Origin of the sequence: Candidatus Blochmanniella pennsylvanica str. BPEN (assembly GCF_000011745.1) — a bacterium.
Lineage (GTDB): Bacteria > Pseudomonadota > Gammaproteobacteria > Enterobacterales > Enterobacteriaceae > Blochmanniella > Blochmanniella pennsylvanica.
On record NC_007292.1, the window covers coordinates 85,739 to 108,755 of the forward strand.

19 protein-coding genes, 1 tRNA gene and 1 pseudogene are annotated in these 23,017 nt (G+C 30.4%); 19 read left to right on the forward strand and 2 right to left on the reverse strand.

Features of this window, described 5'->3' with window-relative positions; genetic code table 11:
* The first annotated feature begins 3 nt into the window (after positions 1-3).
* Positions 4-1,641 carry a chaperonin GroEL gene (gene groL / locus BPEN_RS00350; RefSeq protein WP_011282623.1) on the forward strand — a complete coding sequence of 546 codons (1,638 nt, stop codon included), beginning with the start codon at positions 4-6 and terminating at the stop codon, positions 1,639-1,641.
* Positions 1,642-1,769: 128 nt separating this feature from the next.
* Positions 1,770-2,336 (forward strand): elongation factor P, encoded by a 567-nt coding sequence (gene efp / locus BPEN_RS00355; protein WP_011282624.1) that lies wholly within the window; start codon positions 1,770-1,772, stop codon positions 2,334-2,336.
* A gap of 13 nt (positions 2,337-2,349) precedes the next feature.
* Here the strand turns inward: efp and mscM are convergent, their stop codons facing one another.
* Together mscM and asd are read right to left on the reverse strand one after the other, a co-directional pair.
* A complete protein-coding gene (gene mscM / locus BPEN_RS00360) occupies positions 2,350-5,742 on the reverse strand; it encodes a miniconductance mechanosensitive channel MscM (protein ID WP_011282625.1) in 3,393 nt (1,130 codons plus the stop codon).
* 56 nt (positions 5,743-5,798) lie between these two features.
* Complete coding sequence (gene asd, locus BPEN_RS00365) at positions 5,799-6,686, reverse strand: archaetidylserine decarboxylase (protein WP_011282626.1); 888 nt, start codon at positions 6,684-6,686, stop codon at positions 5,799-5,801.
* Between the two features lie 708 nt (positions 6,687-7,394).
* Between asd and orn the strand changes: the two genes are divergently transcribed.
* The 17 genes and pseudogenes from orn to BPEN_RS00445 all read left to right on the forward strand — a co-directional run bounded on the left by orn (position 7,395) and on the right by BPEN_RS00445 (position 23,016).
* The gene (gene orn / locus BPEN_RS00370) at positions 7,395-7,958 is read left to right on the forward strand and encodes an oligoribonuclease (RefSeq protein ID WP_011282627.1); all 564 of its coding nucleotides are present in this window, start codon (positions 7,395-7,397) and stop codon (positions 7,956-7,958) included.
* A 130-nt stretch (positions 7,959-8,088) separates the two neighbouring features.
* Positions 8,089-8,164, forward strand: a tRNA-Gly gene (locus tag BPEN_RS00375).
* Between the two features lie 584 nt (positions 8,165-8,748).
* Positions 8,749-9,237, forward strand: coding sequence for a bifunctional acetyltransferase/tRNA (adenosine(37)-N6)-threonylcarbamoyltransferase complex ATPase subunit type 1 TsaE (locus BPEN_RS00380; protein ID WP_011282628.1), 489 nt, complete (start codon positions 8,749-8,751; stop codon positions 9,235-9,237).
* The gene (locus BPEN_RS00385) at positions 9,234-10,505 is read left to right on the forward strand and encodes an N-acetylmuramoyl-L-alanine amidase (RefSeq protein ID WP_011282629.1); all 1,272 of its coding nucleotides are present in this window, start codon (positions 9,234-9,236) and stop codon (positions 10,503-10,505) included. The genes BPEN_RS00380 and BPEN_RS00385 overlap by 4 nt, the downstream gene beginning before the upstream one ends.
* A 261-nt stretch (positions 10,506-10,766) precedes the next feature.
* Entirely contained in the window at positions 10,767-11,681 is a 915-nt protein-coding gene (gene miaA / locus BPEN_RS00390) for a tRNA (adenosine(37)-N6)-dimethylallyltransferase MiaA (protein WP_011282630.1), read from the forward strand.
* A 90-nt stretch (positions 11,682-11,771) separates the two neighbouring features.
* Positions 11,772-12,011: pseudogene (gene hfq / locus BPEN_RS00395) on the forward strand (RNA chaperone Hfq); the annotation flags it as partial.
* Positions 12,012-12,179: 168 nt separating this feature from the next.
* A complete protein-coding gene (gene hflX / locus BPEN_RS00400) occupies positions 12,180-13,466 on the forward strand; it encodes a ribosome rescue GTPase HflX (protein WP_011282632.1) in 1,287 nt (428 codons plus the stop codon).
* Between the two features lie 55 nt (positions 13,467-13,521).
* Entirely contained in the window at positions 13,522-14,817 is a 1,296-nt protein-coding gene (hflK, locus tag BPEN_RS00405; RefSeq protein ID WP_011282633.1) for an FtsH protease activity modulator HflK, read from the forward strand.
* Positions 14,818-15,846, forward strand: coding sequence for a protease modulator HflC (hflC, locus tag BPEN_RS00410; protein WP_011282634.1), 1,029 nt, complete (start codon positions 14,818-14,820; stop codon positions 15,844-15,846). It begins immediately after the preceding gene.
* Between the two features lie 161 nt (positions 15,847-16,007).
* Positions 16,008-17,306: an adenylosuccinate synthase gene (locus tag BPEN_RS00415; RefSeq protein WP_011282635.1), complete on the forward strand. Its 1,299-nt coding sequence runs from the start codon at positions 16,008-16,010 to the stop codon at positions 17,304-17,306.
* Positions 17,307-17,541: 235 nt separating this feature from the next.
* A complete protein-coding gene (rlmB, locus tag BPEN_RS00420) occupies positions 17,542-18,285 on the forward strand; it encodes a 23S rRNA (guanosine(2251)-2'-O)-methyltransferase RlmB (protein ID WP_011282636.1) in 744 nt (247 codons plus the stop codon).
* Between the two features lie 170 nt (positions 18,286-18,455).
* Positions 18,456-18,809: a 30S ribosomal protein S6 gene (gene rpsF / locus BPEN_RS00425; protein ID WP_011282637.1), complete on the forward strand. Its 354-nt coding sequence runs from the start codon at positions 18,456-18,458 to the stop codon at positions 18,807-18,809.
* 236 nt (positions 18,810-19,045) lie between these two features.
* Positions 19,046-19,273, forward strand: a complete 228-nt coding sequence (gene rpsR, locus BPEN_RS00430) for a 30S ribosomal protein S18 (RefSeq protein WP_015344384.1) — start codon at positions 19,046-19,048, stop codon at positions 19,271-19,273.
* A 54-nt stretch (positions 19,274-19,327) separates the two neighbouring features.
* On the forward strand, positions 19,328-19,789 hold the full coding sequence (gene rplI, locus BPEN_RS00435) for a 50S ribosomal protein L9 (protein WP_011282639.1): 462 nt from the start codon (positions 19,328-19,330) through the stop codon (positions 19,787-19,789).
* A 294-nt stretch (positions 19,790-20,083) separates the two neighbouring features.
* Positions 20,084-20,839 carry a 3'(2'),5'-bisphosphate nucleotidase CysQ gene (gene cysQ / locus BPEN_RS00440; protein ID WP_011282640.1) on the forward strand — a complete coding sequence of 252 codons (756 nt, stop codon included), beginning with the start codon at positions 20,084-20,086 and terminating at the stop codon, positions 20,837-20,839.
* Between the two features lie 414 nt (positions 20,840-21,253).
* Entirely contained in the window at positions 21,254-21,451 is a 198-nt protein-coding gene (locus BPEN_RS03355) for a hypothetical protein (RefSeq protein ID WP_238374062.1), read from the forward strand.
* Positions 21,452-21,501: 50 nt separating this feature from the next.
* Entirely contained in the window at positions 21,502-23,016 is a 1,515-nt protein-coding gene (locus BPEN_RS00445) for an autotransporter assembly complex protein TamA (protein WP_238374063.1), read from the forward strand.
* Position 23,017: the final 1 nt, after the last annotated feature.

The following is a 23,017-nucleotide window of genomic DNA, read 5'->3' on the forward strand; positions in this document are numbered from 1 at the left end:
GAAATGGCAGCTAAAGATGTGAAATTTGGTAATGATGCGCGTGTAAAAATGCTGCGCGGAGTGAATGTATTGGCTGACGCAGTGAAAGTTACTCTTGGTCCTAAAGGTAGGAATGTGGTATTGGATAAATCTTTTGGGGCACCAGTTATAACTAAAGATGGGGTATCTGTGGCACGAGAAATTGAATTAGAAGACAAATTTGAAAATATGGGCGCTCAAATGGTGAAGGAGGTTGCTTCTAAAGCAAATGATTCTGCGGGAGATGGAACGACAACTGCAACCGTGTTAGCTCAATCTATAGTTAATGAAGGACTCAAAGCTGTAGCTGCTGGAATGAATCCCATGGATTTAAAACGTGGAATTGATAAGGCAGTCGTTGCAGCAGTAGAAGAATTGAAAAAACTATCTGTGCCTTGTTCAGATCCTAAAGCTATTGCACAAGTAGGTACTATTTCTGCAAATTCTGATGAAACTGTTGGTAAACTTATTGCGCAAGCAATGGATAAGGTGGGAAAAGAAGGAGTTATCACTGTAGAAGAAGGGTCGGGTTTACAAGATGAACTAGATGTAGTTGAAGGTATGCAATTTGACCGTGGTTATCTTTCTCCTTATTTTGTTAATAAACCTGAAAGTGGTACAGTGGAACTAGAACATCCTTTCATTTTATTAGCAGATAAAAAGATTTCTAACATTAGGGAAATGTTACCTATATTAGAATCTGTTGCAAAGGCAGGAAAACCATTGCTTATTATTGCTGAAGATGTAGAAGGTGAAGCTTTAGCGACTTTGGTTGTAAATAATATGCGTGGTATAGTAAAAGTAACTGCCGTAAAGGCGCCAGGTTTTGGTGATCGACGTAAAGCTATGTTACAAGATATAGCTGTATTGACTGCGGGTACTGTGATTTCTGAAGAAATTGGATTGGAATTGGAAAAAGCAACATTAGAAGATATGGGGCAAGCTAAACGTGTAGTTATTACCAAAGATGCTACTACTATTATTGATGGAGTAGGTAATAAGTCCGCTATAAATAGTCGTGTAGCACAGATTAATCAACAACGTGATGAAGCTACTTCTGATTATGATCGTGAGAAGCTACAAGAGCGTGTTGCTAAATTAGCTGGTGGAGTTGCAGTAATTAAAGTTGGAGCAGCTACTGAAGTAGAAATGAAAGAAAAGAAAGCGCGTGTAGAGGATGCGTTACATGCAACTCGTGCCGCTGTTGAAGAAGGTGTAGTTGCGGGTGGTGGTGTTGCTTTAATTCGTGTAGCTAACGCTATTAGAAATCTATGTGGTGATAATGAAGATCAAAATGTTGGTATTAAGGTAGCTCGCCGTGCAATGGAAGCTCCTTTGCGTCAAATTATGGCGAACGCTGGAGAAGAACCATCAGTAATCGCTAATAACGTCAGATCAGGAGAAGGTAATACTGGTTATAATGCTGCTACTGAAAAATATGGTAATATGATCGAGTTGGGGATTTTAGATCCTACTAAAGTAACTCGTTCTGCTTTACAATACGCAGCATCTATTGCAGGTTTAATGATTACTACTGAATGTATGGTTACTGAATTACCTAAAGAAGATAAACCAGACTTAGGAAATGCAGGAGCTGGTGGTAACATGGGGGGCATGATGTAGTTGATATCAATTCTACTATAATCACTGAAACAAACAACCCTGATCTAATTAGATCAGGGTTGTTTGTTTCAGTGATTATAGTAGAATGTTAATTAATTTTTTTACAGATTTTTTTTAGAATAATTTTTATGGTATTGTACAACATTAACGAATTTAGAACTGGACTTAAGATTATTCAAAATAGAGAACCATGTGTTATCATTAGCCACGAATCCATAAAACCTGGAAAAGGACAAGCTTTTAGTCGTGTACGGTTTAGACAAATAATTTCTGGTAAAATTTTAGAGAAGACTTTCAAGTCTGGAGATTTTTTAGAATCAGCTAATATCATGGAGATCAGATTGGTTTATGTCTATCATGACAATGAATTTTGGTATTTCATGGATGAAAAAAATTTTGAAGAAATCGCAGTTGCTGCAAAAATAATAGGAACGAACATAAAATGGATTACAACTCAATTACATTATATAGTAACTTTATGGAACAAAGTACCAATTCTTGTAACTCCTCCTGATTCTATAGAATTAAAAATTATAAAAATTACTCCGATAAAAAAGAATAGCACTGGCTCGTCTGGAATTAAGTTAGCTACCGTCAGCACTGGCGCTATAGTTAAAGTCCCATTTTTCATTCAATTGGGAGAATTGATTAAAATTAATACCCGTTCAGGCATATATATATCCCGAGCAAAGTGAAGCATGATAATACTTATGTTATTGTGTAATAATTTGTGTTCGGGTAGTTAGAATCAAAATTATTAATAGATAGTTGATTATTATAAAGATAATTAGGTATGTATGGTAATTTTATTCCATTGTTTTGATAATATTCTATAATTAACATATGTATTTGATGACATAGAGGCATACGCAATTTTATATCTGATATATGTATTCGTATTTCAAAAATAGGTAGTCCTTGTTGTAAATCTACTAAATATACTTCTGGAGGCGGGGTATTTAAGGAAAAAGAAGAATTTTTTGCTATTTGTAATAAAACTTTTACTATTTTTTTCATATCTGTTTGAAGAGGAGCAGGTACACGTAGTACTACTCGTGTTAATGTATCCGATAAAGACCAATTAATGAATTGTTTTGTAATAAATTCTTTATTTGGAATAATGATTTCTTTATGATTCCAATCAGTAATAATAGTTGCACGAGTGTTAATTCGAGTAATAGTACCGGTAAGTTTATTAATAGTTACGGTGTCGCCAATACGAATTGGTTTTTCAAACAGTATCATTAAACCGGATATGAGATTAGCAAATATTTCTTGTAATCCAAAACCTAATCCAACACCTAATGCCGCTATTAACCATTGTATTTTAGTCCATTCTATGCCTATCAAAGAACATCCTATTATTCCACCAAGGAACATCAATATGTACTTAATTAATGTGGTAATGGCATATCCTGTGCCTGGTGTGAGGTCTAAATGTTGTAAAACGGTAAGTTCTAAAAATGATGGTAAGTTTTTCACTGTTTTTGTGGTAATAACAATTACTAGAATAGCAATAAGAAATGAATGTAATGTTATAGGTTGAATATTATCTACCCCTTTTATAGTAGAAGTGACATCCCATAATGTAATATTTTCTAAGAAAGAAAATGAGGAATGTAATTCAGACCACAATATAGTCATTAATAATAAGGCAATAATAGTAATAATAGATCGTATCAATTGCAATGATTGTATGCTAATGGTATCTAAATCTAAAATCTTGCTATTTTTTTCATTATTAGATACCAATGTATTAGTTTGTAGTAGTTGCGAGGAATTAGATTCATTATGTGTTCTTAGAGTTAATTGTAGAATTCGTTTTTGTTTGGCGCGTTCAAAAGCAATACGACGTCGTTGGATTGATGTCCATCTACGAATTATATGGTATATGATTAATGATATAATCCAAATGAATAATGATATTTCCAGTCGCGCTAATAGTTCTTGGGCGATAAATAAATAGCCTAATATACAAGAAATTGCCGCTATTACTGGCGCACATATTATTATATTCCATAAACCATGATTGATGATATTGTTAGAAGAATCATATTTGTTTAAATATAAAGGTAATCCAGAGTATTTTAGGTTGTTGGTAATAAAAGTTAAATAAATACATAGTAGAATAAAGCACAAACGACCCAAAGTATTGGAAAACTCTCTATCGTTGTAATTATTAAATATAGTTAGCATCATTATTAAAAACACAATCGTTCCAACAGCCCAGGTATAATGATGCGAAAAAACTTGTTGAACTCTTTTTTTATTCCAACCAAAATGAACAATAAATAATCCTTTTGAAGACGAGAAATAAGCGCCTACTATGGATATCCATAATATGAAAGTTGTAACTTTAATTCCATCATTAATTGCAACAGACATAGGATATGAGCAATCATGATTCAAACTATACCCTCCGAACGCCCACAATATCGGGATTGGTAAAGCTATTAACATTGAGTACCATATATTATAAAAAGTGAGTAAGAAACTATCTTGATTTACTTTTCCTATTTTCTTACTAGATTGTTCTAAAAATATTTGATAATGATGATGTATAGCACAATACAATCCAGTTGATATTATAATACACGATATTATTATTAGTATCAGTGTTTTGCGAATAGTAAAGATCCTATTTAGCGAAGATATGATTTGATAATTAAACTCATCTGAAGTTAATAGTTTGTATAAATCTTGATAAACGTTTACAGGATAAGATATAGTAATTGGATGAAAATCAGCGATCCAAAATAAATGGCGATGTGCAGCTTTTTGTACATCTTGTAGTGCTTCTTTAAGCTGTCTATGTGCAACTTTTAATTTTGTTAATTCTAAGATTTGAGCATCAAAACTATTTAATAATGAAGTGATAAGGTTACGTTGTATGGTGAGTTGTGTCTCTAGAATATGTTTATGGGGGGGTGTTAGTGGTATGCCGTCGTTTTGTTTAATTTGTGATGATAGTAGCGGTATTATTTTATTCAATTGATTTTCATATTGTAGACGTTTGGTTCTTAATTGCGCCATATCATGATCTATTTGTCGAGATTTAGGCATTTCTGGTAACTTAGAGACTTGAGAACGCAGCGTTTCTTTAAGCACTGAAGATGTATCTAACCACTGTGCTTGTTCAATTAATTTGTTGAAGGTCTGGCGTACTTGTAATATACATGACGCAATTTCTTGCTTGCTCGACTCGATATTGTTCATGCGATGTGTTTGTTGATTTAGAATAATTGAAAGATCACGATTGATTTGTAATTGTTTTTTGATGGATTTTGGTAATATGTTATTATGTTCTGTTAATGTTTTTTTGATATAATCAATGGATTGTTTTTTTTCTTTTTGACACAAACCATTTAACTGGTGTCTTAGTATGTGTGCTTCATTGTTTATATAATTGTATTTTTTTTTAAGCAATTCTATGCGTAGCCGTGATAATTCTTTACGATTGTTGATGCTTAGCTCAGCAAGCTTAAGTTCGGCTACTTTTAGTTGTTTAGCTGCTTGTTCTGATTGTAATGCAGTAAATTTAGCTTGTTCTATTAAAGTGTTTGAATTTGTATATAATATTTGTCGTTGCTCTAAATTATTTAGTGTATTTTGAGCTGCAACTTGTTGTTGCGGTAATAATATCAATAATTCATTGATAGAATGTACATGATCATATTCTTTTTTTAATTGCTCTGATAAATCTGTTAATTGATTATCAATGCGAAATAATTTCTGTTTTAGCTCATTCTCAGAAAGATTTTTATCAATATCAATAATGGTATTGGATGTATTATTATACTCTTCATATAATTGAAGAGTTATGTATGAAAAGTCATTTATGATTTTTTGGTATTCTTGAATTTTGATATTAGAATATTTTTTTTCAGAAATAAAGTGCAATGCAGATTGTAGATTATCTATAATGGCTTTTTGATGAGAATTCATATGCTCTTTTTGCTGCGCATATTGTAAATATTTTTTTATTTCTTGTTCATTTGAAAAATTACAGGAAAACGTTACTAATGGAAGTAACCATGTTATTATGTATGTCAATAAAAAAAAATATTTAAAAAATATAGTTTTCTTTTGAATAGTAACCATATATACACAAGATTATTGTATGATTCCGAAAAATATATAATGTAAATTACGTGTGATTATTTTTTTTGACTATGTCCGTGCGCTAAAGGCATTCCAATACGAGCAATATCATACGGTTGTAGTAGATTGTTTAAAATAACTTTTTTATCACCGAACAAATTAATAACAGTAGATCCTAACTTAAATAAACCCATTTCATGTCCTTTTTGTAAGATTATTGAATCATCGGCATCGGTATTTGTGTTATTTGATGAGTAACGCCAATGTCTAACAATACCTTCGCGTGGAGGGGTAATGGTGCCTAGCCATGTAGTTTCAATACTCCCTACTATTATAGCACCAATTAAAATTTGAGCCATATAGCCAAAATCTGTTTCAAATAAACAAATGACTCTTTCATTGCGAGAAAATATATTAGGCATGTTTTTAGTAATTTTTGGATGTACTGAAAATAAATTACCGGGTATATATAGTACTTCACGGAGTGTGCCTGTACAAGGCATGTAGATACGATGGCAGTTTTGTGGGGGTATATAAATAATAACGAAACTTCCATTAATAAAATAGTCAATGATATTGTCATGACCTGCTAGTAACCCATCCAAATGGTACGGGGCATTTTTTACTCGAAAGATATTTGTTTGGTTTATTTTTCCTATTTGAGTGATGATCCCATCAGCCGGGATAATTAACGTAGATGGGTTGGTATCGATAGGCCGGGCATTTTTATGTAGCTTTCGAGTAAAAAATGCATTAAACGTTGCATAATCAGTTAAATTAGGTTTATCGGATTCTTTCATGTCTATTTTATAAATATGGATGAATAGCAAAATAGCATAACGTGTTATCCATCCACCTTTCCAAGAGGCCCCAAGTCCTACCAAATAAGTAATCCAGTATTTTGGTAGTAAATATTGCAATAAAATCTGTATTTTTTCTAACATAATGTATACCTAATTTGGATGATTAATTTGTAATTATGAGATAGTGATTAGATTATGTATTTCGCTGTTAGATTGTATTGGAAATTCATATTTCTTCCAAAAATAAGTATAACATATAATATGTTATTAATCGCGCAAAAGTTATAAAAGTTGTCTACAGGTTCACTGTAGAAATAAAGTTAATTTTATTGTCGATAAAAATTAATGAAGGAATAGTGATGATTAATGATATAGTTTTTATTGATTTTTTAAGAATATATGCAGTTATACATTTTGTAAATGTAGTTACGCGAAATATTTATAGATCATTGATTTATTTTAAATTTGAGATAAAAAGTAATTATCTACGTTTGTAGTATTAAATTTATAGATGAAATTTTTTGTGGTTTGTTAGTAATCAATTTTATTATTTTTGAAATGTTGTAAAAATGAAATTTGTAAATAATAAATCTGTAATTTTATTTAAATAATGCGAGGATTTATTTTTTAATATTTGATGTGTGTTTACAGAATATGTTAATATCAGTCTACAATTTTAAAATTGTAGACTGATATTTATTAGCGTTATATGCAAACAGTATTAGATAAATTTCATGAATATTTAACATAGATTAAGAATAATGGAATAATATGAATAAAATAATTTAGTACTGTAGTAATGTCATTTATTGAAGTAAAGATTCGGTATATAAATGCAAGCGGGGTTATATGCGTGATGACAATTTGATATGGATTGATCTAGAGATGACTGGACTAAATCCAGAATGGGATCGTATTTTGGAAATAGCTACTTTAGTTACCGATAGTAAATTGAATATTTTATCAGAGGGTCCTGTTATATCAATACATCAATCTGAATCTCAGCTGTTATTAATGGATGATTGGAACACACGTGTTCATAGTGCTACTGGATTAATAGAAAAGGTGAGATGTAGTACATTAGATGAGACTAGCGCATCTAATTTGACAATAAAATTTTTAAGAAATTGGGTCGGTTTTAAAAAATCACCGATATGCGGAAACAGTATAGCTCAGGATCGTCTATTTTTATTTCGATATATGCCAGAATTAGAATCATATTTTAATCATCGTTATTTGGATGTGAGCACGATTAAAGAATTAATGGTTCGTTGGAGACCAGATTTGATATCTGGATTACGGTTACAGAAAACCCATTGTGCATTAGATGACATTCGTGAATCTGTTTCAGAATTAATGTATTATCGCAAGCATTTTATACAATTACAAGATGCCATAAAATTAATAATATAGATATTATTTGAAAGCGTAAGAAAAATCAATTAATAAGATAGTTAGTTGATGCGGTTTGTAACCTGTTGCTAAATATACGATGCAGATTCATTGAAATAATAATTATATCTTTATTTTTTATTTAAAGTATGCGGGAATAGCTCAGTTGGGAGAGCACAACCTTGCCAAGGTTGGGGTCGCGAGTTCAAATCTCGTTTCCCGCTCCATTTTAGTATTTGCTTTTATATCATTGATTATCATTATATATTTTAATTTCAAATGAAGTTTAAAATAAGTGCACTATTAATATATTTTAGAGTGGTTAATTATATATAAATCAGGAATTATTTGTTGTTTAAAAATAAATTGAGCATGCATATTTATTGATACGATAATGATGAGTTTGACAAATTGATGGATAGCGAATATGACAAAATGACTTGTAGTCTTATGACTATATAATATCCGATTTTTTTTCAATATATTTGATTAGACATTTATTTGCTCTTACTCTTTATATCAAATTACAACATTGATATAAAGAGTAAATCATTTTCTGGTATAATCTATAGTAATAGAAATTAATTTTAAATGTGTATAAGATTATTATTTTTTAATTCTAATTAAAAATTTATTTAATGTAGAAAGATGTAATTAGTGTTTTTTATAATTTTGTATTTGTTATATAAGTTTTATATATATTGTTATGTATCTATAAAAATTAATTGAATAATAAGTGATTATGTTAATATCTTTTATATTATTTTACTTATAAAAATACTGTGATGTATAAGTTCTTAAATTTATACTAATGATGAAGAAATATGTGTTGGTGTTATCTGATGAACTAAAAACTCTGTCATTAGGTGCTACTTTGGCTTCTGTTTGTGTTCAAGGTTGTGTGATTTATTTAAATGGCTATGTAGGATCAGGAAAGTCTGTTTTTTGTAAGGGATTTTTACATGCATTAGGACATAATGGCCATATACATAGTCCTACTTACACTTTAATTGAATCTTATATTTTGAAACATTGGCGTGTGTGTCATTTTGATTTTTATCGGTTAATTTCTTCAGAAGAACTGGAGAACATGGGAATTAGAGATTATTTTGATGGGCGTACTATATGCTTAATAGAGTGGCCAAAACAAGGAATGGGAATTTTACCGAAAGAAGATATTTCAGTCACTATAAATTATCATGATCATAAAGAATCTAGGCAAGTCATTATAAAATCTTTTAGTAATTTAGGTCACAAAATGTTAGATGCTTTGTTAGTACGTTGGAAGTTAGACGCATGAAGTTAAAATACGAAATAATTTTCGTAATGACAATATTTTCAAGATATTTATGTGTTGAACCAGTTATAGCATCAACTCTTAGTTCAATCTCTGTTACCAATAATGCAAATCAAGCTATAGTAACATTAGACAGCGTTGTTGTTCCCGTGTATATGATATTTTCCTTACATAACCCGGAAAGAATTGTAATAGATCTTTTAAAAACATCTAAAGTTCAAAAAAATATATTTCCAATAAATTTCAATGGCACTAATTTAGTCAAATGCATTCGAACAAATACATCTCTTAATCACCAAAGTATACGTATAGTATTAGATCTAACTTCTCCTGCAAATATAGGAACAGTAACACAAAAACAAATAAAAGAGCATTATAGTATTATATTAACAATTTTGAAAAAAGAAATATTTACTATTCCTGAGGTAAATACTCGCAAAATATCACCCATTGTGCATCGTAAAATTCATGTTAATTCAGGTCAAATGATAAATAATCAAAAGAGAATAATAGATACACGATTTAGAAAAAATCAGAATCACAATAAGACATTATCTCCTATTATTGTAGCTATCGATGCTGGACATGGAGGGCAAGACCCAGGAGCTACAGGTCGCCATGGAATATATGAAAAAAATATTACAATTAATATAGCTAAAAAACTAAAAACATTATTGGATTTAGACCCGAGTTTTAAAGCTGTTATGATCCGAGACGGAGACTATTTTTTATCGGTCATGGAACGTTCTAATTTGGCTCGAAAAAGAGAAGCAAATGTATTAGTGTCTATTCATGCAGATTCTTCTTTAAACACTAATGTTAGAGGGGCATCAGTTTGGGTGTTATCTAATCGTCGTGCTAAAAGTGAAATGATACATTGGTTACAACGCAGCGAGAAACACGCAGAGTTATTGGGAGGTTTGGGAGATATACTGACTAGTTATCATAATGATCCGTATTTTAATCATTTAGTTTTAGACTTGCAATTTGGTTACGCTCAACGAGCAGGGTATGATATTGCAGCACATGTTTTACATCAATTAAAAAATATTACTCCTTTACATAAGGATATACCTGAGTATTCTAGTTTTGGTATATTACGATCTCCTGATATCCCTTCTATTTTAGTAGAGACTGGATTTATTAGTAATGTAAAAGACGAATTTTTATTGGTTAGTAGTGGATATCAAGAAAAAATAGCTAATGCTTTATACAAAGGCTTACGTTCTTATTTCATAATGTCACAACGAAAATTATTAGATCATTCATAATCTTAAAAATATATATTTACTGTAAATTAATAAATAAAAAAGCAACAATTATTATATTAAATAAGTTATTATACATTCAGTCTTTTTTAGCAATAATGATTAATATTTATTGCATATACTTATATGTATAAGAGTTAACGCGTGTCTCGAAATAATTGAATTTTTTGATAAATTATAGAAATGATTTCAGGTAATAACATTTTTGATTTTATATAATTAAGGGAGAATTTTATTAAACATCAACCATTAGCTATATTTTTAATGGGTCCTACGGCTTCTGGAAAAACAAGTTTAGCTATAGATTTAAAAAAAAGAAAAGAAAAAATAGATATTATCAGCGTTGATTCGGCTTTGATATATCGTGATATGGATATCGGTACAGCTAAACCTGTTGCTGAAGAATTAAAATTAGCCCCGCATAAATTGATAAATATTCGTGATCCAGTTGAATGTTATTCGGCGGCAGATTTTTATCGTGATGCGGATAATGAAATGGAAAATATTATACAGTCTGAACATACACCTTTTTTGGTGGGTGGAACGATGTTATATTTTAAAACTCTGCTAGATGGGTTATTTTTTTTACCAGCAACTAACCAAAAAATTCGTGATGATCTGGAATATGAAGCAAAAAGAACGGGATGGATAAATATACACGATTTATTAAAACATATTGATCCGATTTCGGCCAACAAAATTCACTTAAATGATCATAAGAGAATAATCCGAGCATTAGAAATTTTTTTTATTTCTGGTAAAACATGGACAGAATTAAAATTAATTAATAATCAAAAACTGAAATATCGATTTCATCAATTTGCTGTTGTTCCGTCAAGTCGTGATTTATTATATAAACGAATTGAGGAACGTTTCCATAGAATGTTAGATATCGGATTTGAAGATGAAGTTATCAAATTATTTAATCGATCTGATTTACATACAAAAGAAGTAAAATCGTCCATTTCTTGTGTAGGTTATCGTCAAATGTGGGAGTATTTATCTGGTGATATTAACTATAATCAGATGATAATTAAAGGAATTTGTGCTACCCGGCAACTTGCGAAACGACAATTAACCTGGTTGCGTAGATGGCCGAATTTATGCTGGTTAAATAGTGATAATTTATCTGCTGCAACTGATAGTATATCGAAGATATTAATTGAAAAATCCATCTAATATATAAAATTTAAAAAATTAAATTTGAAGTTATCTGCTTAATTTAGACCGTTTAGAATAATATAAAATTAATTTTTAAGGAAATTGAAAATGCACAAAGTTCAATCATTACAAGATCCATTTTTGAACGTATTACGTCGTGAGCGCGTTCCGGTTTTTATTTATTTGATAAACGGTATTAAATTACAAGGAGAAATTGAGTCTTTTGATAAATTTGTGATTTTGTTAAGAAATACAGTGAATCAAATGATTTATAAGCATGCTATATCTACTATTGTTCCTTCCCGTGTTGTTTCATATTATGTTGGTCGTGCTGGTAATCACACTACATTCTGATCGTTTGTTTTAGGGATTTTTAATATTTTAAAGTATAAATATGTATTAAACGCAGTATTACTGAATACTATTAAGTATGATATACTATAAAATATGTGATAAATTCATCATATTTGATGAAATAAGTATAACTTATTTGTGGAATTTGTGGAGTAGCTTTTATTGTGTGATTCGGGTTATTCGGCTAATCAATCTATTTTAGTCCATACTTTTTTTGCTAAAGAAAAACAAAATGAAAATTTCAATTTACAGGAATTTTTATCTTTGGCATCTACGGCAGGCGTGGAGGTATTGGAAATTCTTACTAGTAATTGTAAAACTTGTAATGCTAAATATTTTATCGGGATCGGAAAAACATTAGAACTTGAACGAATGATTAGGAATAATTCTGTATCTATTGTGTTGTTCAATTGTATTTTGTCTCCTCATCAAGAACGAAATCTTATGTGTTTATTGAAATGCAAGATTATTGATAGAAATCAACTGATTCTCAACATTTTTGCGCAACGTGCACGTACGTACGAAGGTAAGTTGCAGGTGAAATTAGCTCAACTGAGGCATTTAAATTCTCGTTTAGTACATGAATGGAGTCATCTTGAACGCCAAAAAGGAGGTATTGGTTTACGAGGGGGAGCAGGAGAGATGCAATTAGAAAGTGATCGCCGTTTATTACGCAAGGAGATGAATCAGATTTTATTGCGTCTAAAAAAAATAGAAAATCAACGGGAACAGGGTAGACGACATCGTGTTAGAATTGGAGTACCTACTGTTTCTTTAGTAGGATATACAAATGCTGGAAAATCTACTTTATTTAACACAATGACTGCATCACATGTGTATACATCATCGAAACTGTTTGCCACTCTTGATCCTACCAGTAGACGTATTGTATACAAAGGTGTACATGATATTATATTAACAGACACGGTAGGTTTTATTCAAAATTTACCACGTGGTTTAATATCTTCTTTTCAGGCGACTTTAAAAGAAACAGTACAAGCAACTCTATTATTACATGTTGTAGACGTTGCTGATGAAAGATTTGAACAAAATATTAACACGGTACATTGTATTTTAAGTAATTTAAACGTTCATAATGTTCCAAGGATTTTGGTGATGAACAAGATAGATCAATTAAAAAAAATAGTGCCACGTATTGATCGAGATAATCATGGTCGTCCAATACGGGTCTGGATATCAGCTCAAAATAATTTAGGTCTTTCTTTATTGCTACAAGCTATTAATGAATTGCTATCAAACTATATGATTTCTTATGAATTACGAATGCCTATAAGTAACGGTTTATGCGAGAAGTTATATAAATTACAAGTTGTTAAACAATATTGGGTTGAAGATCATAATTATATTAGGTTAAAAATATATTTATCTTCTATAAATTGGGGTCGTTTATTAAAAAATAATAAATTATTGATAGATTATATTGTTTAATATTTTTAAAATAAAGAAAATATATAGATCACTCATATAATGTGTGAGGAAAAATATGATTTGTAATTATCTTAATAACTATAAATATATTCATGATCCATGGGGGCATCATGATAAGAATGATGTAGATCGTCCTTCTATTGAAGATAAGAATAAATCTGAATTTAATATATTAGATTCAGATAAATATTTGAATAAAATAACTGATAAATTAAATATATTTAGTAAGCAAAATAAGGATTCAGAAAAATTTCCTAAAAATAAAAATTTTTTTATAATGTTAATGTTAATTATTGTTGTTTTTGTGTGGATTATTAGTGGTTTGTACACGATTAAAGAAGCAGAACGCGGGGTAGTTTTAAGATTTGGAAAATATCATCATTTAGTGCAACCAGGTTTAAATTGGAAGCCTACTTTTTTTGATGTTGTAATTCCAGTAAATGTAGAATCAGTACGTGAATTAGCAGCTTCTGGTATGATGTTGACTTCAGATGAAAATGTAGTCCGAGTAGAGATGAATGTACAGTACCGCGTAACTGATCCAAAAAACTATTTATTTAACGTTATTGATGCTGACGATAGCTTGCGTCAAGCTACTGATAGTGCTTTGCGTGGAGTTATTGGGAAATATAATATGGATCGTATTTTAACAGAAGGGCGCACGGTGGTACGTAGTGATACTCGAAGAGTGTTAGAGAAAACGATACACCCTTATAATATGGGTATTACTTTATTAGATGTAAACTTTCAAACAGCTCGCCCCCCAGAAGAGGTAAAAGCAGCATTTGATGATGCTATTGCCGCCCGAGAAAATGAACAACAATATATTCGTGAGGCTGAAGCTTATGCTAATGAAGTACAACCACGAGCCAATGGACACGCGCAACGTATTTTAGAGGAAGGGCGAGCGTATAAAGCACGTACTGTCTTAGAAGCACAAGGTGAAGTACAAAGATTTACTAAAATTTTGCCAGAATATAAAGCAGCTCCTGAAATTACTCGTGAGCGATTATATATTAATTCCATGGAGCGTGTGTTAAGTAATACTAGAAAAATATTTGTAAATTCAAAAGATACGCAGAATGTACTATTGTTACCTTCAGGTCAATTAAAACAAATTAAAGATAACAATGATATTGTATATTCTGATAGTATTGATAATACTGATGATGCTTTAAACTTAAATCAAATATGTGCTACTACTGATGCTAACATGAATAATGCACAGTTAATATCAAAAAATAGCCATCTGTCTCGTCATACAAATTCTATACCTAAAGAAAAAGTATTAGACCAAAGACAGGCTAATGTACAACGTGTTGATATTGCGCGCAAAGGGAGAGAGTCGTAGATGATACGAAATTTTTTTTCATTTGTTATATGTGTAATAGTAATATTATTTTTTTCTTTATTTACAATAGAAGAGGGGCATAAGGGTATTATATTGCGTTTTGGTAAAGTATTACGCGATGCAGATAACAATTCATTAATTTACAATCCAGGATTGCATATAAAAATTCCATTTATTGAGACAATAAAAATTTTAGATTCACGTATTCAGACTATGGACAATCAAGCAGATCGCTTTGTTACTATGGAAAAAAAAGATTTAATTATTGATTCTTATGTAAAATGGCGTATTAGCGATTTGAGTCGATATTATTTAGCAACAGGAGGGGGTGATATTAGCCAAGCAGAAGTACTGATAAAACGAAAATTTTCCGACCGTTTACGTTCAGAATTAGGGAGATTGAATGTTCAAGGTATTGTAACAGATTCTCGAAATAAATTAATGACCGATGTACGTGCATCGTTAAATCATGGAACTTCAGGAGAGGAAGCGTCAGGATTTCATTGTAATCATGACATTAAAAAGTTTCATTTTCATTCTAAAAATTATGACTCGTCAATGCAAGAACAATATCGTGTTTCTGATTTGGTTAATCCAAATAGTATGGCTGCATTGGGCATTGAGATAGTGGATGTACGAATCAAGCAAATTAATTTGCCAACAGAAGTATCTGATGCAATTTATCAACGTATGCGTGCAGAACGCGATGCTGTTGCTAGACGCCATAGATCACAGGGACGAGAAGAAGCGGAAAAATTACGTGCTACAGCAGATTATGAAGTAACACGTACTCTAGCTGAGGCTAAACGTCAGTCATTAATCATTCGGGGTGAAGCTGACGCAGAAACTGCTAAACTATATGCTACTACTTTTAATGAAGACCCTTCATTTTATGCTTTAGTACGTACCTTACGTGCATATGAAAATAGTTTTAAGAAAAATAATAATGATCTTATGGTGTTAAGCGCAGAAACTGATTTTTTACGTTTTATGAAATCACCAAAAAGTACTACCGGGCTTAATAATTAATTATGTAGTTAAAGATGTTCGCATATTCTTGGATAGTTATTATTCGTTATGTTTGATATATAGAGTATAGAGCAAATATTATATATGGTGTATTTCATAGAAACTATATATTTGATTTTATCACAAATAGTTAATTTGAATTAAATAGGCGACTTTAAGAAATGGCTAGAAGTATTGTTGTGTTAGGAGCTCAGTGGGGTGATGAAGGTAAAGGAAAAATAGTTGATTGGTTAACTTCCCGAGCGCAATATGTAGTCCGTTATCAAGGGGGTCACAATGCTGGTCATACTATTGTAGTAGACCAGCAGAAAATAACTCTACATTTAATTCCTTCTGGAATTTTGCATAATCATGTTACTGCTGTTATTGCTAACGGTGTTGTATTATCGCCATTTTCTTTAATAAAAGAAATGAAAATGTTACTAAAACTAGGTGTGTCAACGTGTAAACGCATATTTATTTCTGCATCTTGTCCTTTGTTACTACCTTATCATGTAGCAATGGATTTGGCTAGAGAAAATCATCACATCTCTAAAGCTATTGGTACCACTGGGTGTGGTATTGGTCCATCATATGAGGATAAAGTTGCGCGCCGTGCTTTACGAGTCAGCGATTTGTATAATCTAAAATATTTTAAAAATAAGTTGAAAGATGTGGTCGATTATTATAATTTTCAATTAGTTTATTATTATAAAACGAAGCCTATCAATTATCAGATTGTTTTAGAGGAAGTTATGTCGATATCTGACATACTGATAGATATGGTTGTCGATGTACCTGAGTTATTAGATGATGCCGCAAAACGGGGTGATTCAGTAATATTTGAGGGAGCACAAGGTAGTTTATTAGATATTGATCATGGAACATATCCTTATGTTACTTCCAGTCATACTATTGCTGGGAGTGTAAGTGTTGGTGCAGGAGTTGGGCTTAATTATATTGATTATGTTTTAGGTATTGTAAAGGCGTATTCTACTCGTGTGGGATTTGGGCCCTTCCCTACAGAATTGTCAAATGATACAGGTAATTGGTTATGTATGAATGGAAATGAATTTGGTTCTACTACTGGTCGCCGTCGTCGTACTGGTTGGTTTGATGCGGTATCAGTACGATATTCTGTAAAAATTAATTCTTTTTTTTCGTGTTGTTTAACAAAGATTGATGTTTTAGATGGCTTAAAAGAGCTAAAAATTTGTATTGCATATCGCAAGAAAAATGGAAAAGTAATACACAATTTTCCATGTTCTTTGGAAGAACTAGAAAATTGTGTACCTATATACGAAATATTACCTGGGTGGATGATAAGTACTGTAGGTATCACGGAATTCCATCAACTTCCTAAGGAGTCACAGCTGTATGTAAAACGTATAGAAGAACTTATTGGGGTTCCTATACATATTGTTTCTACGGGATCAGACCGCTCTGCAATAATAATATTACGTAATCCATTTGATTCTTGATTAGTAGTATGAAGAAATTAATACCTTATTTTGAATAGAAGATTATTTGTGTGGTTAATAAATATTAAACTATATTGCTAATTATATTAGACATACAGTTACGGAAAATAAAATATTTAAATAAAGCATCTTAATTATATTTCAACCGATGCCTTTCATAATAATGGTATATAAAAAATACTTTAAAAATTTATTGCAATACTGTGTGTTGAAGTAATTTATTTTAATAAATGAAATGAGTGAATTAGTATACGGCATACATGCAGTAAAATCGGTTTTAGATAATTATTCGCATCGAATTGTGTCTGTATGTATCATTCAGAAATCTAAAGATTTGCGTTTGAAATTGTTAATTGATCAAATAAAACAACGTCGAATTAGCATTCGAGAATGTAGTCGTCGACAGTTAGATATTCAAACGCAAGGTGCGTTGCATCAAGGTATTATTGTTAAAATAGTTCCAAATGATTGTATGCAAGAAAATGATTTACCGAATTTTTTAATGCAATGTAAAACTACACCATTATTAGTGATATTAGATGGTGTGACTGATCCACATAATTTGGGTGCATGTTTGAGATCTGCAGATGCAGCTGGGGCACACATAGTCATTGCACCACGTAATCGTTCAGCATGTTTAAATGGGACGGTTAGAAAAGTGGCTAGTGGATCTGTAGATAATATACCTTTTATGCAAGTAACTAATTTAATTAGAACGTTACAATTACTTCAAAAATATAATATCTGGATTATTGGCACTGTAATGCAATCTCAACGTCTAATTTTTAACAGCAAATTAACTAGGCCATTAGCTTTTGTAATGGGTTCTGAGGGAAATGGTATTCGTTATCTGACTCAGAAAAAATGCGATGAACTAGTTACGATCCCAATGTTAGGAGTTGCGACATCGCTTAATGTTTCAGTAGCTACGGGAATATGTTTGTTTGAAGCATTAAGACAGCGTTGGAAATATAAATAATGATGATTGAAATGATATATGATATGGTCATCTTCGTAGAAGATGAAGTTTACGAATTTATATAAAAAATCATTTAAGGATAAACACGTAAAAATATAAATATCTATAATTTTTAAGAATGTTGTTATGTTCAATATACCGGAAGATTTATAATGAAAGGAAAATAATATATGCGTTACTATGAAATAGTTTTTATGGTACATCCTGATCTTAGTGAACAAATATCTAGCATAATCAATCGCTATACAACAATTGTTACTAATGCTCAAGGCAAAGTCCATCGCATAGAAAATTGGGGACGTCGCCAATTAGCATATCCAGTTAATAAGCTTTGTAAAGCTTATTATGTTTTATTAAATATAGAAGTATCTCAAGATACTGTTAAAGAATTAAATGATGATTTTCATTTTAACAAAAATATTATACGTAGCATGATTGTACGAACTAAATATGCGATCGTTGAACCATCTCCTATGATGAAAAAAATAGAAGAAAACCAAGAGCATCATGCAACTAATATATAGTATAATGAAATACATATGGGCTCAAGTACTACGTAAATAAGTTGATAGCTGTATTTAATATTCAGTATTGTGCTGGTCTAGTGTGTTTTTGTAAATCTTTTGTAGTAAAAATAATAATTGCAAGTATAGAAATATATTGATCAGATCTGTAATTTGGGGAAAGATAACGATTTTGATTGTAAAAAAAAGTTGATTGCATTTATATGTATTTTTTATAATGAACTATGGAGTCAATTATGGCACGTTTTGTACGTCATCGCAAATTTTGTAGGTTTACAGCGGAAAAATGCATTAATATTGATTATAAAGATCTTGTCACAATACAGCATTCTATTATAGAAAGCGGAAAGATTATTCCAAGTAGAATTACTGGAACACGAGCAAGATATCAACGACAGTTAGCACGTGCCATTAAAAGAGCGCGTTATCTGTCTTTACTACCGTATACTGACCATCATCAGTAAAGTGTAATTCTTTGTGAATGAATATGATTTGTATATTTTATAATGGAAATAACAATGAAGATTATTTTGCTGGATAATATCGATAAACTTGGAAATAAGGGATCAGAAGTTGTTGTGCGCTCAGGTTATGCCCGTAATTTTTTAATACCAAAATCTAAAGCAATGCTAGCTACAAAAAAAAATATTGAAATATTTAAAGCGCAACAGCTTGAGTTACAATCTAAAGCTATAGAGGCGCAAACTCAGGCTGAATTTTGCGCAAAAACCATTAATAGATTAGGTAGTATTACTATTAAAGCTAAATCAGGTGTTGAAGGGAAATTGTTTGGTTCCATCGGTTCTCGTGATATAGCTACTGCAATTACAGCAGCTTCTGGTTTTAATATTTCTAAATCTCAGATTAGATTACCTAATCATGATGTATTAAGAACTATTGGTACATATAGCATAAATATTCATATTTATAATGATATTTTTTCTAAAATAAATGTCATCATCCTTGATGAAATAGTATAGAGTAAATAATTATAAGTAATACAATAATTTTTATCATTATTTATCTTAATAAAAAAACTATTAAATTTTTTAATTATTGTAATACGAAAATATTAAAGTATATATGTTTTGTTGAAAGAGATATACAAATGAATGTGTGTATCTTTTATTTCAATTAATAATTATAGTATATGATTGCTTAAAAATAAAGTATACTTTTTATAAATCTATTATTATTATACTTTCTTTTCGAATTTATGCTACGGAGCGCGCAAAAATTTATTAGGGATATACATGATGATTTTTTATCATAGAATGGTTGAAAAAATAAGTTGTATTGCTCGTAAAGCTGGAATAGAAATTATGAGGATTTATAATGGAGGTTTAAAGTTAAACGCGTATAAAAAGCTAGATACATCTCCTGTAACTAATGCTGATTTGTTTTCTCATAAGGTGATTGTGTATTATTTAAAAAATTTAACACCTGAAATCCCAATTTTATCTGAAGAAGATATTACCACATGGCGGAAATGTAGAGATGGAAGCTGTTTTTGGCTAATAGATCCTTTGGATGGAACGAAAGAGTTCTTATTACGCAATGGTGAATTCACTGTTAACATTGCTTTCATTGAGTACGGTCAACCTATTATGGGGGTAGTGTATGTTCCTGTGTATAATGTGTTATATGCTGCAGATAATGGACAAGTATGGAAGATTAATGCTAGAGGAGAACGTATAAATATTGCAGTACGTATGTCCCATTATCCAACTATAGTGATGAGTCGTAGTAATTTTTGCTGTGATCAATATAAGTTATACAATTTTTTAAACAGGTTGAAAGACTATAAAATTGTTAATATTGGATCTTCATTTAAATTTTGTTTAATAGCAGAAGGTAGTGCTCAATTTTATCCAAGGTTTTCTTGTACTAAAATTTGGGATACGGCCGCTGGTCATGTAATAGCTAGAACGGCTGGCGCCGTTGTTAATGATTGGAATGGTAATCCCTTGCATTATAAAAATATCAATCAGTCTTTTTTAAATCCTGGTTTTCAAGTTTCATTGTATTGATTGATTATATTGTATTAATAGTAATTATTTATATTAATTAAATAAATAATTACTATTAATGTTTGGATTTTTTAATTTGTAATATTATTTGTCAGAATCGTCAGAGTAAGATATTCATAATTTACACAAAAAAATATGACATATCCATGTTGAGTTCGTATATTAGTTATAGATGTAGAAAAAATACAGATGTTATGTTATTTATATAATAAATATAATTATTATTTTTTAATTTATTAAAATGTCTTTTCAAATGGGTTTTATTTTTCAAAATTATAAAATATGTGTATTTTACATTTAATCATGTGTGAATTATATATTATGTTTTTACAGGGTTTAAATATAAATATAGTGTATTAATGGAGTATGAAAATTACTTTATTTAAAGCTTTGATATAGTCAAGGATTCGATATATGTTTAAGGATCTTAAAAAGTATATGATAATACGGTTGCATTTAATAATATATTTTTTTATGCCACTGATATGTAATAGTAGCATTAATTTACAAGTAGAAGGATTAAATAGTGAATTAGATTATAATGTACGTCAAAAATTATTAAATATACATACTAATGTAAAGTATGTAGATTCAGATTTAAAAAAAAAATAGACAATGCAATTAGAACTGGACTACGCCCACTAGGTTATTACGCCCCTACATTGATTTTTTTTCCACTTAAGTCTTTGAATAAAAATTCTGATCTATTAGTTATTAAAGTTGAACCTGGGGATCCAGTTGTAGTTACTGAAGTAAATGTCGTTATACGAGGAGATGGTGTAAAGGACGTTGATTACCAGAAAATAATAAAAGATAGCAAATCTTTTATTGGGAAAAGATTGAATCATAATGATTACGAACAATTTAAAAATAAACTATATAACTTAGCTTTATGTAAAGGATATTTTGATGCCAAGTTCCAAAGTAGTCAACTTATTGTCATTCCTTCTCGCTGTCAGAGCATTTGGAACATAGATTTTTATAGTGGTCAGCGTTATGTTTTTGAAAGAATTAAATTTCATGGTAGTCAAATTAAAGAAGATTATTTAAAAAATATATCCAACATACGATCGGGAGAATATTACAGTGCTACATCCGTTATGGAATTAAATCGCCGATTTAATTACACTAATTGGTTTGAATCAGTATCGATTTCTTCAGATTATATGCGTTTTCAACAAAAAAAAAAAATAATATTAGATATTTTTCTTTATCCTTGTGCAAAAAATAATTTTGCAACCGGATCTGGTTATACTATCGATACAGGCCCTAGAACTAAAATCATTTGGAAAAAACCGTGGATTAATGCATATGGACATAGTTTAGAAACTAACTGTAGTTTATCTAAGCCAGAACAAGCTTTTGATTTAAGTTATAAAGTTCCACTGTTTTCTAATCCATTAGAAGAATATTATTTATTGCAAGGAGGGTTGATACATGAAGATACACATAATGTTCAGTCTAGTGTTACGACTATAAATATAGCTCGTTATTGGAATTGTTCCCATAAATGGCAACGTTCAATTAATGTGCATTGGCACTTTAATCATTGTTCTAATAATTATATCATTAAAAATATAATGTTAATTTATCCAGGGATAAATATATCTCGTATTCGAAAACGTGGAGATATAATACCGTATTGGGGAGATAGTCAGCGTTACTCAATCAATATATCTAATAATTGTTGGAAATCGGATGTTAATTTCATTGCTGTGCAAGTTCAAAATATTTGGGTTAGGACGTTATTAAAAAAACATCGTATTTTGGCTCGTGGAAACTTAAGTTGGATAGATACCAACAATTTTTCATCTGTTGATTTAATGTTGCGATTTTTTTCCAATGTAAATAATGGTATCCGTGGATACAAATATAAATCTTTATATCCTTATGATAATTCTGAATCTTTTGTAGGTATTGCTACTAAACTTATTACTACTACGTTTGAATATCAATATAATGTAATTAATAAATGGTGGGGAGCTATTTTTATAGATGCAGGAGAGATTACCAATGATATCAAATGGAATAGTTTTAAATCTGGTATAGGTATTGGAGTGCGCTGGCAATTACCAATAGGTCCTATAAAATTGGACGTAGCGACTCCATTAATTCATAAAGGCAAGATAAATCATCATTTTTTATATTTATACGTCAGTTTAGGACCAGATTTATGAT

Coding starts and splice junctions, on each gene's coding strand:
- groL (WP_011282623.1), top strand. CDS start 4: ATGGCAGCTAAAGATGTGAAATTTGGTAATGATGCGCGTGTAAAAATG.
- efp (WP_011282624.1), top strand. CDS start 1,770: ATGGTATTGTACAACATTAACGAATTTAGAACTGGACTTAAGATTATT.
- mscM (WP_011282625.1), bottom strand. CDS start 5,742: ATGGTTACTATTCAAAAGAAAACTATATTTTTTAAATATTTTTTTTTA.
- asd (WP_011282626.1), bottom strand. CDS start 6,686: ATGTTAGAAAAAATACAGATTTTATTGCAATATTTACTACCAAAATAC.
- orn (WP_011282627.1), top strand. CDS start 7,395: ATGCGTGATGACAATTTGATATGGATTGATCTAGAGATGACTGGACTA.
- BPEN_RS00380 (WP_011282628.1), top strand. CDS start 8,749: ATGATGAAGAAATATGTGTTGGTGTTATCTGATGAACTAAAAACTCTG.
- BPEN_RS00385 (WP_011282629.1), top strand. CDS start 9,234: ATGAAGTTAAAATACGAAATAATTTTCGTAATGACAATATTTTCAAGA.
- miaA (WP_011282630.1), top strand. CDS start 10,767: ATGGGTCCTACGGCTTCTGGAAAAACAAGTTTAGCTATAGATTTAAAA.
- hflK (WP_011282633.1), top strand. CDS start 13,522: ATGATTTGTAATTATCTTAATAACTATAAATATATTCATGATCCATGG.
- hflC (WP_011282634.1), top strand. CDS start 14,818: ATGATACGAAATTTTTTTTCATTTGTTATATGTGTAATAGTAATATTA.
- BPEN_RS00415 (WP_011282635.1), top strand. CDS start 16,008: ATGGCTAGAAGTATTGTTGTGTTAGGAGCTCAGTGGGGTGATGAAGGT.
- rlmB (WP_011282636.1), top strand. CDS start 17,542: ATGAGTGAATTAGTATACGGCATACATGCAGTAAAATCGGTTTTAGAT.
- rpsF (WP_011282637.1), top strand. CDS start 18,456: ATGCGTTACTATGAAATAGTTTTTATGGTACATCCTGATCTTAGTGAA.
- rpsR (WP_015344384.1), top strand. CDS start 19,046: ATGGCACGTTTTGTACGTCATCGCAAATTTTGTAGGTTTACAGCGGAA.
- rplI (WP_011282639.1), top strand. CDS start 19,328: ATGAAGATTATTTTGCTGGATAATATCGATAAACTTGGAAATAAGGGA.
- cysQ (WP_011282640.1), top strand. CDS start 20,084: ATGGTTGAAAAAATAAGTTGTATTGCTCGTAAAGCTGGAATAGAAATT.
- BPEN_RS03355 (WP_238374062.1), top strand. CDS start 21,254: ATGTTTAAGGATCTTAAAAAGTATATGATAATACGGTTGCATTTAATA.